Origin of the sequence: Sphingobium algorifonticola, assembly GCF_004005485.1 — a bacterium.
In the GTDB taxonomy this organism is placed as follows: domain Bacteria; phylum Pseudomonadota; class Alphaproteobacteria; order Sphingomonadales; family Sphingomonadaceae; genus Sphingobium; species Sphingobium algorifonticola.
On record NZ_RZUL01000003.1, the window covers coordinates 174,997 to 186,853 of the forward strand.

11 protein-coding genes are annotated in these 11,857 nt (G+C 62.3%); 1 reads left to right on the forward strand and 10 read right to left on the reverse strand.

Features of this window, described 5'->3' with window-relative positions; all coding sequences use genetic code 11:
- Positions 1–43: 43 nt before the first annotated feature.
- The 10 genes from ENE74_RS09955 to ENE74_RS10000 form a co-directional block, all read right to left on the reverse strand.
- The gene (locus tag ENE74_RS09955) at positions 44–415 is read right to left on the reverse strand and encodes a tRNA-binding protein (RefSeq protein ID WP_127690793.1); all 372 of its coding nucleotides are present in this window, start codon (positions 413–415) and stop codon (positions 44–46) included.
- A 3-nt stretch (positions 416–418) separates the two neighbouring features.
- The gene (locus ENE74_RS09960) at positions 419–1,102 is read right to left on the reverse strand and encodes a DUF2490 domain-containing protein (RefSeq protein ID WP_127690794.1); all 684 of its coding nucleotides are present in this window, start codon (positions 1,100–1,102) and stop codon (positions 419–421) included.
- Between the two features lie 87 nt (positions 1,103–1,189).
- Positions 1,190–3,175, reverse strand: coding sequence for an acetyl-CoA carboxylase biotin carboxylase subunit (locus ENE74_RS09965; RefSeq protein WP_127690795.1), 1,986 nt, complete (start codon positions 3,173–3,175; stop codon positions 1,190–1,192).
- Positions 3,175–3,570, reverse strand: a complete 396-nt coding sequence (locus tag ENE74_RS18720) for a lysozyme inhibitor LprI family protein (protein ID WP_127690796.1) — start codon at positions 3,568–3,570, stop codon at positions 3,175–3,177. The genes ENE74_RS09965 and ENE74_RS18720 overlap by 1 nt, the downstream gene beginning before the upstream one ends.
- Before the next feature lie 133 nt (positions 3,571–3,703).
- A complete protein-coding gene (locus ENE74_RS09975; protein WP_127690797.1) occupies positions 3,704–3,940 on the reverse strand; it encodes a hypothetical protein in 237 nt (78 codons plus the stop codon).
- A complete protein-coding gene (bioB, locus tag ENE74_RS09980) occupies positions 3,937–4,935 on the reverse strand; it encodes a biotin synthase BioB (RefSeq protein WP_127691162.1) in 999 nt (332 codons plus the stop codon). The genes ENE74_RS09975 and bioB overlap by 4 nt, the downstream gene beginning before the upstream one ends.
- 130 nt (positions 4,936–5,065) lie before the next feature.
- Positions 5,066–7,201 (reverse strand): methylmalonyl-CoA mutase, encoded by a 2,136-nt coding sequence (gene scpA / locus ENE74_RS09985; protein ID WP_127690798.1) that lies wholly within the window; start codon positions 7,199–7,201, stop codon positions 5,066–5,068.
- A gap of 126 nt (positions 7,202–7,327) precedes the next feature.
- The gene (locus ENE74_RS09990; protein WP_127690799.1) at positions 7,328–8,104 is read right to left on the reverse strand and encodes an enoyl-CoA hydratase-related protein; all 777 of its coding nucleotides are present in this window, start codon (positions 8,102–8,104) and stop codon (positions 7,328–7,330) included.
- A gap of 160 nt (positions 8,105–8,264) precedes the next feature.
- Complete coding sequence (gene mce, locus ENE74_RS09995) at positions 8,265–8,705, reverse strand: methylmalonyl-CoA epimerase (protein WP_127690800.1); 441 nt, start codon at positions 8,703–8,705, stop codon at positions 8,265–8,267.
- Positions 8,706–8,786: 81 nt separating this feature from the next.
- Positions 8,787–10,319: an acyl-CoA carboxylase subunit beta gene (locus ENE74_RS10000; RefSeq protein ID WP_127690801.1), complete on the reverse strand. Its 1,533-nt coding sequence runs from the start codon at positions 10,317–10,319 to the stop codon at positions 8,787–8,789.
- A gap of 110 nt (positions 10,320–10,429) precedes the next feature.
- Here ENE74_RS10000 and ENE74_RS10005 point away from each other — a divergent pair, with 110 nt between their 5' ends.
- Positions 10,430–11,845: a helix-turn-helix domain-containing protein gene (locus ENE74_RS10005; RefSeq protein ID WP_127690802.1), complete on the forward strand. Its 1,416-nt coding sequence runs from the start codon at positions 10,430–10,432 to the stop codon at positions 11,843–11,845.
- The last annotated feature ends 12 nt before the right edge of the window (positions 11,846–11,857 follow it).

The window sequence follows — 11,857 nt, forward strand, 5'->3', positions numbered from 1 at the left end:
GTTGTCGCTTGTCTTGGCGGCTTTTGGCGGATGCTGCAACCTGTCAGAACAGCCTGACGCCATTGGGCACCGGCTTGTCCGGGGCAAACAAGGTGACGGCGCCCTGCGTATCAGGAAAGCCCAGCGTGAGTACCTGCGACATGAACTTGCCGATCTGGCGCGGCGGAAAGTTGATGACGGCCGCCACCTGACGGCCGATCAGCGCGTCTGCCGCATAATTCTCCGTAATCTGCGCGCTGCTCCGCCGGGTGCCGATGGCCGGGCCGAAATCGATGAGCAGCTTGAACGCTGGCTTGCGCGCTTCGGGAAAGGGTTCGACCGACAGGATCGTGCCGATACGGATATCCACCTTCAGAAAGGTCGCAAAATCGGTGTCCGCTTCGGCAGGGGCAGTCGGATCATGGCTGACATGCATGGGTCAGGGCCTCAGCATCAGGTTGACCGCAAGCACGTGATTCATGCCGTCGCGCCGCCCCCGGTTGTTCACATATTGGTTCAGATAGCCGATTTCGACAGTCGACTTGCCCGACAGCGGCACTTCAACGCCTGCAAAGCTGCGCAGCCGGTCAAAGCCGCTGCGTGCGCCCCAGTCCGTGTCGTTCAGCGCCACAAAGGCCTCCACCGAAACAAGCGCCGCCACGCTGCCTGGCTTGCCCGAGAGCGGACGCGCATAGCGCAGCATTTCGCGCGCGCGCCACCCCAGATCGTCGCCGCTCGACAGCCATCGCTGTTCAAGACGCGTCCGGGATGTGAACGCGCCGCCGGCAACGCGCCCTATTGCCCAGTTGATCTGCTGAAACGCCCGGTCTTCCCTCAGGTCCGGCCCGCCGGATCGCGGACTGCGTACCGCAGCATAGCCCTGATAGATGCTGAGGCGGTCATTGAGCCGCACACCGACTGCCGGACGCAGGATGATCTGATTGACGTCGGCACCGTCTCCCCCAAAGCGCGGCTGAAGTTCGAGCAGATACAGCAAATCGCCCTTTACACTGCCTTGCGCCAGCGTGAGGAACCAGAATTGCTCATCCTGCGTGGGTGCAGCACGCACCGGGGTAGCGACGAAAGCCGCCAGTGCCACCATCGCCAGCATCGCAATCCGCATGTCATTCTCCGAGCCTGGCCGTCCGTCGTGGTGGCGCGCAGGGCGTTTAGGCTGCGGCGTTGTCGGAGGCAAGATGCGGCACCGCGGTCATGCCATCTCCAGAATGATCGCGTCGACCGCCAGACTGTCCCCCGCCTTTGCCGATACCGACTTCACCGTTCCGCTTTTCTGGGCGCGCAGGATATTTTCCATCTTCATCGCTTCGATCACGGCCAAAGGCTGCCCCGCCTCCACCTTGTCGCCTTCCGCCACATTGAGCGACACCAGCAACCCGGGCATGGGGCAGATGAGGAAGCGGGACAGATCGGGCGGCACCTTGTCGATCATATGCTTGCCCAGCGGCGCGATATGGCCGGGCAAGACGCGGGCGACATGGCTCGCGCCGTGCGTCGTGAGGCGGAACCCACCGCGCACCGGCGCAATGCGCACGGCGAGCGTCTCGTCGCCGAACTCCGCCTCCACGATCCGGTCGCCCGGCGTATATTCCAGCGCGATGTCGATCGGCTCGCCATCGACCGTCACTTCATCCAGCGCGATCGTGACATCGTGCAGCGCCTCGCCAAGGCGCACCTGCCATGCGCTCGGCGGCTTCAATCGGCGGCCAAGCTGCCCGTCGATCCGCCGCGCGCGATCGGCCTGCGCCATGCCCGCAAAAGCAGCGATGGCGGCAAGACGGCGCAGCAATTCGGATGAGGCAGGCGCACCCTGAAACCCTTCAGGATATTCCTCCGCGATGAAGCCTGTGGTGATGTTCCCGCTGCGGAACCGCTCATGCTGCATGATGGCCGAGAGGAAATCGATGTTATGCCCCGGCCCCTCGATCTCGAAACGATCGAGCGCCTCGATCTGCTTGTCGATCGCCTCGATGCGGGTCGGCGCATAAGTGACGAGCTTGGCGATCATCGGATCGTAGAACATCGAGACTTCGCCGCCTTCGGTCACGCCATCGTCGACGCGCACGCCCTCCACGATTTCGGGGGGAGTGTAGCGCGACAACCGCCCGATCGACGGCAGGAAACCGCGATAGGGATCCTCCGCATAGACGCGGTTCTCCACCGCCCAGCCGATGATCTTCACGTCATCCTGCGTAAACCCCAGCGGCTCGCCATTGGCGACGCGGATCATCTGCTCGACCAGATCAAGGCCGGTAATCTGCTCGGTCACGGGATGCTCGACCTGCAGCCGGGTGTTCATTTCCAGGAAGTAGAAGCCGTCGCCGGTCTTGTCCGCGCCGGAGACGATCAGTTCGACCGTGCCTGCGCTGAAATAGCCGACCGCACGGGCCAGGGCGACCGCCTGCTCTCCCATCTTGCGCCGCATGTCCGGGCTGACGAACGGCGACGGCGCTTCCTCGACGACTTTCTGATGCCGCCGCTGGATCGAACATTCGCGCTCGTTCAGATAGACGATATTGCCATGCTGGTCGCCCAGCACCTGTATCTCGATATGGCGCGGGCTTTCGATGAATTTCTCGATGAACACGCGATCATCGCCGAAGCTGGCAAGCCCCTCGCGCTTGGTCGCCTCGAATCCTTCGCGGACATCCTGCTCGCTATAGGCAAGGCGCATCCCCTTGCCGCCGCCACCCGCCGACGCTTTCATCATCACCGGATAGCCGATCTCGTTCGAGATACGCACGGCATGTTCGGTATCTTCGATCACGCCGACGAAACCGGGAACGACATTGACGCCCGCGGCCTTCGCCAGTTTCTTGGACTCGATCTTGTCCCCCATCGCCGCGATCGCATTGGCAGGCGGGCCCACAAAGATGATGCCTTCCGCATCCAGCGCCAACCGAAAACTCTCCCGCTCGGACAGGAAACCGTAGCCGGGATGCACCGCATCGGCACCCGTCGCCTTGCAGGCTTCGATGATCTTGTCGGCCAGCAGATAAGATTGCGCAGCAGGCGGCGGGCCAAGATGCACTGCCTCATCCGCCATCAGCACATGCGGACTGCGCGCATCCGCATCCGAATAGACCGCGACGGTGGCGATGCCCATTTTCTTTGCTGTGCGGATGACCCGACAGGCAATCTCGCCCCGGTTCGCGATGAGGATTTTTTTGATTGGCATTATGGCTCCGTGAAATCTTTAAAAAGTTGTTGAAGCTGATCAATGCGGGCACGTGTCAGATCGTGAGCACACTGGCTGACTATGACATTCTGAAGCGACCCACCTTGTGCCCAATCGGAGCGGGCGGCACATTCAGCATCGCGCCAAGCCAGCCACGTCCGCTGTGCTTTCAACAGATCGTTTTCCGCCGACGGCTTATCTCTTCTAGGTGTCGGCTTAAAATACTTGTCAGCGTCACGCGCGGCGGCGCGGACCTTGGGCCACACTGCATTTAGTTCGACATCGGCTGACCTGAAAGCGCGGCTCCAGCACTCCGCAGAGGGCAAATCTCCGCCACGATCATCGCAAACCGGATTTGCAGCAGCAGTTGCAGCAGCTATTATCAACACAATCATTTCAAGATGTCACCGCTGCAACCGTCACCCTGAACTTGTTTCAGGGTCCATCCGTCGCCACGCGCCGCTGCTCCCGGAGGCGCGATGGATGCTGAAACAAGTTCAGCATGACGAGGGACGGTCGGGCCTGTCGTCATTTATCTACTCCCGAAAGCCGGGCCTTGAAAAACGCAACAGTCAGTCCCGTAAAAATGACAAGCGACAAAAAGCCGGTAATAGCAGGCCATATACCATTGCAATCAGCCGGAGCCTCCGGCCCCATTCCGCAACTACCAATCCCAGCCAGCAGAATAAGAAACATCGCAATCAGCCAATAGACAATGCTGAGCACCGCAAAGAGTCCGATCTTCTTGGCACGCGGCTTGGTCACTCCGCTGCCTCCATCTCTACCGCTACCTCAACCGCCGCCTGCATCGGCACGACACCCAGCTTCGCGAACAACGCCGCGTCCTTGTCGTCCCCCGCATTGGCCGTCGTCAGCAGGCGATCGCCTGTGAAGATGCTGTTCGCGCCCGCCATGAAGCACAAAGCCTGACAGGCCTCGCTCATGCTCTCTCGCCCCGCGCTCAGGCGCACCATCGACAGCGGCATCACGATCCGTGCCACTGCGACGGTGCGGACAAACTCGATCTCGTCGATCTTCGCCAGCGGCGTGTCGGCCAGCATATCGCCCAGCACCGTGCCCTTGACGGGCACCAGCGCGTTGATCGGCACGCTTTCGGGATGCGGCATCGTAGCGAGCGCATGGAGGAAGCCGACACGATCCTCCCGCTTCTCGCCCATGCCAACGATGCCGCCGCTGCACACATTGATCCCCGCGCCGCGCACATTTTCCAGTGTCTCGATGCGATCCTCAAAGGTGCGCGTCGTGATGACGTTCGCGTAATTCTCCGGCGCGGTGTCGATATTGTGGTTGTAGTAATCAAGGCCCGCATCGGCGAGCTGCTTCGCCTGCCCCTCGTTCAGCATCCCCAGCGTCATGCAGGTTTCCAGGCCCATCTGCCGCACGCCCTTCACCATTTCGATGATGGCGGGCATGTCGCGATCCTTGGGGCTGCGCCACGCCGCGCCCATGCAGAATCGGCTGGAACCGGCATCCTTCGCCTGCGCCGCCGCCTGAAGCACGGCGCGCGGGTCCATCAGCTTGGTGGCCTTCAGGCCGGTTTCGGCATGGACCGACTGATTGCAATAGCCGCAATCCTCCACGCATCCGCCGGTCTTGATCGACAGCAGCGTCGAAAGCTGCACCGCGTTACGCGGATGATGCGCGCGATGGACCGTCTGCGCCTCGAACAGCAGGTCGTTGAACGGCAGGTCGAACAGCGCGGCGATTTCCGCGCGGGTCCAGTCGGTGCGGGCTTCCATATCAGTCACTTGCCACCTCCGTTCGGGCTGAGCTTGTCGAAGCCCTCGCCTGAGCGCAGTGAAGGCACTTCGCTTCGCTCAGTGTAGCCCTTCGACTGGCTCAGGGCGAACGGATGAAGGTTCGAGAGTGTCACGCGGCATCCTCCAGCGGGGGCATGTTGTGGCCGAGCAGGCGCAGCACGTCCGCGGCGCATTCGACCACATTGGAACCGGGGCCATAAATCCCCTGCACACCCGCGTCACGCAGATAGTCATAGTCCTGCGGGGGGATCACGCCGCCGGCGATCACCTTGATGTCGTTGCGCCCCTGTTCGCGCAGCAGGCGGATAAGCTCGGGGATCAGCGTCTTGTGCCCCGCCGCCAGGGAAGACGCACCGACGACATCGACTCCGCTTTCGATCGCCAGAACAACGGTTTCTTCGGGCGTCTGGAACAGCGGACCGGATACCACATCGAACCCCATGTCGCCGAAGGCCGACGCGATCACATTCGCCCCGCGATCATGTCCGTCCTGCCCCATTTTGGCGACCATCAGTCTGGGCTTGCGACCCAGCCGCCGCTCGACAGCCGCAACGCCATCCAGAACCTGCTGCCAGCGCGCGTCGCCGTCATAGGGTGCCGAATAGACGCCCTTCACCGGCGTCGGCACCGTGCCATAGCGCCCGAACACATCTTCCATCGCCGCGCTGATTTCGCCCAGCGTCGCGCGGGCACGGGCGGCATCCACGGCCAGCGCCAGCAGATTGCCGCTGCCCCTCGCCCCTTCGCGCAAGGCATCCAGCGCAGCCTGACAGGCCGCCTCGTCGCGCGATGCCTTGACGGCGTTGATCCGGGCGACCTGTCCTTCGCGCACCTTCGCATTGTCGACTTCCAGCGTTTCCAGCGCATCCTCGGCCGCGAGACGATATTTGTTGACGCCGACGATCACGTCCTCACCACGATCGACCCGCGCCTGCCGCGCGGCGGCGGCTTCCTCGATCATCGCCTTGGGCCAGCCTGCCGCCACGGCCTTCGCCATGCCGCCATCGGCGTCCACGCGCTCGATGATCTCCCACGCCTTGTCGACAAGTTCCTGCGTCAGGCTCTCGATATAATAGCTGCCCCCCAGCGGATCGACGACATTGCACATGCCGGTCTCTTCCTGGATCACGATCTGGGTATTGCGCGCGATGCGGGCCGAGAAATCCGTGGGCAGTGCGATCGCTTCATCCAGCGCATTGGTGTGCAGCGACTGGGTGCCGCCGAGCATCGCGGCCATCGCCTCGATGGTGGTGCGGATGACGTTGTTATACGGGTCCTGCTCCGTCAGCGACACGCCCGAAGTCTGGCAATGGGTCCGCAGCATCTTGCTGCGCTCGTCCTGCGCGCCCAGATTGGTCATCACCCGGTGCCAAAGTACCCGTGCCGCGCGCAGCTTCGCAATCTCCATGAAAAAGTTCATGCCGATCGCGAAAAAGAAGGACAGCCGCCCCGCGAACTTGTCGATGTCGAGACCCGAGGCGACGCCATACTTCACATATTCGCGTCCGTCCGCGATGGTGAACGCCAGCTCCTGCACCTGCGTCGCGCCGGCCTCCTGCATGTGATAGCCGGAGATAGAGATGCTGTTGAACTTAGGCATCTCGCGGGACGTGTAGCCGAAGATATCGCTGATGATCCGCATGCTGGGTTCGGGCGGATAGATGTAGGTGTTGCGGACCATGAACTCCTTGAGGATGTCGTTCTGGATGGTCCCGTCGAGCAGCTTGCGATCAACCCCCTGCTCCTCCCCCGCCACGATGAAGAAGGCAAGGATCGGGATCACCGCACCATTCATCGTCATGCTGACCGACATCTTGTCGAGCGGAATACCGTCAAACAGGATTTTCATGTCCTCGACGGTATCGATAGCAACACCGGCCTTGCCCACATCGCCCACGACGCGGGGATGGTCGCTGTCATAGCCCCGGTGAGTGGCCAGATCGAACGCGACCGAAAGCCCTTTCTGCCCGGCGGCCAGGTTGCGGCGATAGAAGGCGTTTGATTCCTCGGCGGTCGAAAAGCCGGCATATTGCCGAATGGTCCATGGCCGCCCCGCATACATGCTTGCGCGCACGCCACGGGTAAAGGGCGCGAAACCGGGCAGCCCCGGATCGACCGTCACATCTTCCGCCGTGTAGAGCGGCTTGACGGCAATACCCTCCGGCGTCTGCCAGATCAGGTCTTTGCCTTTGACTTCCTTGCTCGCGGCCGCCTGCCACGCATCAGGAGTTGGTTTGTCGGCCATATTTCGATTCTTCTTCCCCGTTCGCCTTGAGCCTGTTGAAAGGCCCAACCGAACATAGTGAGGTGCCTTCGTTTTCGCTCAGGCGCAGGCTTCGATTTCGCTCAGCCCGAACGATTGTCACGCTGTTCATTTGCCCTCGAACTTGGCGGGACGCTTTGCGAGGAAGGCCTGCACGCCTTCCTTGAAATCCGCGCTGCGTCCCGCCTCCCGCTGGTGCGCGCGTTCCAGCGCCAGCCCCTGCGAGAAACTCGATGTCTGCGTTTCGGCGATACCCTTGCGGATCAGGCCCAGCGCCACCGTTGGCATGGCGGCCAGCCGCGTCGCCAGCGCCATCGCTTCGTCCGCCAAAGCCGCATCCTCGACAGCCTTGTAGATCAGGCCCCAGTCAGCCGCCTTCGCCGCAGGCAGGCGCTCGCCCAGCATCATCAGCTCGGTGGCGCGCGCCTTGCCGATCAGGCGCGGCAAGGTCCATGTCGCGCCGCCGTCGGGCACCAGGCCGATATTGACGAATGCCTGAAGGAAATAGGCCGATTGTGCCGCAACCACGAAATCGCAGGCGAGCGCCAGCGAGGCACCGATCCCCGCGCAGGCCCCATGCACCTGCGCCACCATGGGCAGAGTGGAAGCGACATAGCGCTCCATGCAGGGATTATAGTCCTTCTCCAATATCTCGCCGACATCGTCGGGCAATCCGCCTTCGGCCTGCAAGTCGGTGCCGCTGCAGAAACCTTTGCCTTCCGCCTTGATCAGAATCGCGCGCGCGCCCTGCCCCGGAAAGGCTTCTATCGCATCGGCGATCTCGTAGAACATCTGCGGCGTCAGCGCGTTGAGCCGCTCCGGCCGGTTGAGCGACAGGATGCCGACGCCATCGGAGACGGATGTAAGGATGGTTTGGTAGGTCATGATGCTGTCCTTGTCGGCGCTGCGCGATACGTATCACAACCGTTCGGGCTGAGCTTGTCGAAGCCTTCCCCTGAACGCCGTGAAGGGCCTTCGCGCGGCTCAGGTTTACCCTTCGACAGGCTCAGGGCGAACGGAGAATGAAAATCCCGGGTCGACACCCTCAATGCCCTGCCCCCTTCGGCGTTTCCATGATCTCCGTCAGCACCCCGTTCATATCCTTGGGATGCACGAAGAAGATCAGTGTTCCATGCGCCCCGATGCGCGGCTCGCCTAGCACCTTGGTGCCCTTGGCCTCGAACCACGCTTTCGCCGCGTGAATGTCCGGCACTTCATAGCACATATGATGCTGCCCGCCCGCCGGGTTCTTGGCGAGAAAGCCATGGATCGGCGACGCCTCGCCCAGCGGTTCGATCAACTCGATCTGCGTACCTGCCGTCCCATTCTCGCCGGGCGTATCAACGAAACACACTTTCACGCCCTGCGCGGGCAGGTCGAAAGGCTCATGAATATGCGTCGCGCCCATCACGTCGCGGTAGTATGCGATGCTCGCTGCGATGGAGGGCGTGGCGATGCCGATATGGTTGAGGCGACCAAGCTTCATGGGCGTTCCTCAATCGTCACCCCAGCGAAAGCTGGGGCCACATGCGGCATGAGGTGCCAGCCGTCGCTGGCATGACGATCACTAGAGCGGAATATTGTCATGTTTCTTCCACGGATTTTCGAGCGCCTTGTTCTTCAGCTTCCGCAGCCCCAGCGCGATCCGCCGCCGCGTCGAATGCGGCTGGATCACTTCGTCGATGAAGCCTTTTGACGCCGCCACGAACGGATTGGCGAAGCGCGCCTCATATTCCGCCGTGCGTTCCGCAATCTCCTCCGCAGTCTTGCCGCGGAAGATGATCTCCACCGCGCCCTTCGCGCCCATCACCGCGATTTCGGCAGTCGGCCAAGCATAGTTCAGATCGCCGCGCAGATGCTTTGACGCCATCACGTCATAGGCGCCACCATAGGCCTTGCGCGTGATGACAGTGATCTTCGGCACGGTCGCCTCGGCATAAGCGAACAGCAGTTTCGCGCCATGTTTGATGATGCCGTTATGCTCCTGCGCCGTGCCGGGCAGGAATCCGGGCACGTCGACGAAGGTGACGATCGGGATGTCGAACGCATCGCAGAAGCGCACGAACCGTGCGGCTTTCTTCGACGAATTGATGTCGAGACAGCCGGCCAACACCATCGGCTGATTGGCGACGAAGCCCACTGTCCGGCCCTCGATGCGGCCGAACCCCACGATGATGTTGCCGGCATGCGCAGGCTGCACCTCGAAGAAGTCGCCTTCATCGGCGATTTTCCGGATCAGCTCATGCATGTCGTACGGCTGATTGGCGTTTGCGGGGACCAGCGTGTCGAGGCTGTCCTCGATCCTGTCCCAATCATCGGCGGTGGGCCGTTCGGGGGTGGGCTCCCGATTGGAAGCCGGAAGAAAGTCCACGAAGTCGCGGACGCTCAACAGCGCCTCGATATCATTGTCGAAGGCAACATCGGCGACCCCCGACTTCGTGGTATGCGTCACCGCTCCCCCGAGTTCCTCCTGCGTGACGATCTCGTTGGTAACGGTCTTCACTACATCGGGGCCGGTGACGAACATGTAACTGCTATCCTTCACCATGAAGATGAAGTCGGTCATCGCGGGGGAATAGACTGCGCCGCCCGCGCATGGCCCCATGATGACGCTGATCTGCGGGATGACGCCGCTGGCCAGCACGTTGCGCTGAAACACTTCGGCATAGCCGCCCAGCGATGCGACGCCCTCCTGAATGCGGGCGCCGCCGCTGTCGTTAAGGCCGATGACGGGCGCGCCGACCTTCATCGCCATATCCATGATCTTGCAGATTTTCTGCGCATGCCGTTCGGACAGGGAGCCGCCGAACACCGTGAAACCCTGGCTGAACACGAACACCAGCCGCCCGTTGATCGTGCCCGACCCGGTGACGACGCCGTCGCCCGGTATCTTCGTCTCGTCCATGCCGAAATCGGTGCAGTTATGCTCGACATACATGTCGAGTTCCTCGAAGCTGCCTTCGTCCAGCAGCACATCAAGCCGTTCGCGCGCTGTCAGGCGGCCCTTGGCATGCTGAGCGTCAATGCGCTTCTGCCCGCCCCCAAGGCGTGCCGCCTCCCGCATCGCTTCCAGCTTTTCGATAACGGCGAGTTTCGACATGCGCGTCTCCGGTCCGATAATCCCGTGCTGTCCATTTCAGGCTTTATGGCAAAGGGCAAATGTGAATTAGCGGAATTGCAAAAAGAGATTTTGCAAACTATTGCGAAGCGATGGCACGCGGCGCACGGATTTTCGCGGGGCAGAAGCTGCGACAGCTTCGCCTCGACCAGCGGATGGACCAGGCCGCGATGGCCGGGGTGCTCGGTATCTCGGTATCCTATCTCAGCCAGCTCGAAAATGACGATCGTCCGCTGACGGCCAAGGTCAAGGCGGCGCTTGCGAATGCCTTTCCACTCGACTGGGCGGCGTTCGACGCGCGCGAGGAACAGCAGATGCTGGGTGCCTTCACCTTCGCACTTGCTCATCCCGATGTCGCCAGCGGGCCGCTGGAGGCCGAGCGGATCGAGAAGTTGCACCTTCAGTTTCCCGAGTTCGCCGGGCGGTTCGTCGATCTGCACCGGGCCTATGCCCGCGCGAACGAACGGCTCAACATGCTGGAGGAAGCCATCGCCAACGATATGGCGGCGCAGGCCCGCATGCCTTGGGAGGCGGTGCGGGACTGGTTTCACGACGCAGGCAATTATATTCATCCGCTCGATTGCCTGGCGGAGGACCTGGCTGACGGGCTGGGGAGCGACGGCCGCATGTCCGAGGCGATGCTGATCGCGGCATTGCATGCGCGTCATGGGATCGAAACACATGTGCAGGAGGCCCGCGACACTGCCCTGCGCGTTTATGATGCGGACAACAGACGGCTATTCGTGAATGCCGCATTGCCGCCAGAAAGCCGCAAGTTCATGCTCGCCTTTCAGCTTGCCATGGCCGAAGGTGCCGCGTTGATTGCCGATGTCACAGCAAAGGCAGGTTTGTCCGCGCCGGGATCGGACCGGCTCCTCGCCATCGGCCTTGCCAATTATGCCGCAGGCGCGCTGCTGATGCCTTATGCACGGTTTCGGGACACGGCCCGTGAAGTCAGGCACGACATCGACCAGTTGGCCCGTCGCTTTGGCGTCAGTTTTGAGCAGGCATGCCATCGGCTGTCCACGCTCCAGCGGCCGGGGATGCGCGGCATTCCCTTTTTCTTCTGCCGCGTCGACATGGCCGGGAACATCACGAAGCGGCACAGCGCGACCCGGCTGCAATTCGCCCGCTTCGGGGGTGCCTGTCCGTTATGGATCGTGCATGAGGCGGTCGCCATCCCGGATCGCATCCTTGTGCAACTGGGGGAAACACCGGACGGTGTGCGCTATGTCTCCATGGCCAAGGGGCTGGTGAAACCCTCGGGCAGCTATGCCCGCGCGCCGCGCCGCTATGCCGTGGTGCTGGGCTGCGAGATCGAACATGCGGGCAATTTCGTCTATGCCGACGGCCTGCAACTGCATGACGAGGCGGCCGCCACGCCGATCGGCGTCACCTGCCGCCTGTGCCCCCGCCAAAGCTGCGACCAGCGCGCCTTTCCGCCTGCCGACCGGCCCATTCGCGTCGATCCCGACAACCGGCAGGTCGTGCCCTACGCGATCGAATAGCCGTCGGCTTTC

Bases quoted from the DNA above. Each gene is read 5' to 3' on its own strand.
- ENE74_RS18720 (WP_127690796.1), bottom strand. From the start codon at position 3,570: ATGATTGTGTTGATAATAGCTGCTGCAACTGCTGCTGCAAATCCGGTT.
- ENE74_RS10000 (WP_127690801.1), bottom strand. From the start codon at position 10,319: ATGTCGAAACTCGCCGTTATCGAAAAGCTGGAAGCGATGCGGGAGGCG.
- ENE74_RS09990 (WP_127690799.1), bottom strand. From the start codon at position 8,104: ATGACCTACCAAACCATCCTTACATCCGTCTCCGATGGCGTCGGCATC.
- ENE74_RS09960 (WP_127690794.1), bottom strand. From the start codon at position 1,102: ATGCGGATTGCGATGCTGGCGATGGTGGCACTGGCGGCTTTCGTCGCT.
- mce (WP_127690800.1), bottom strand. From the start codon at position 8,705: ATGAAGCTTGGTCGCCTCAACCATATCGGCATCGCCACGCCCTCCATC.
- ENE74_RS10005 (WP_127690802.1), top strand. From the start codon at position 10,430: ATGGCACGCGGCGCACGGATTTTCGCGGGGCAGAAGCTGCGACAGCTT.
- scpA (WP_127690798.1), bottom strand. From the start codon at position 7,201: ATGGCCGACAAACCAACTCCTGATGCGTGGCAGGCGGCCGCGAGCAAG.
- bioB (WP_127691162.1), bottom strand. From the start codon at position 4,935: ATGGAAGCCCGCACCGACTGGACCCGCGCGGAAATCGCCGCGCTGTTC.
- ENE74_RS09955 (WP_127690793.1), bottom strand. From the start codon at position 415: ATGCATGTCAGCCATGATCCGACTGCCCCTGCCGAAGCGGACACCGAT.
- ENE74_RS09965 (WP_127690795.1), bottom strand. From the start codon at position 3,175: ATGCCAATCAAAAAAATCCTCATCGCGAACCGGGGCGAGATTGCCTGT.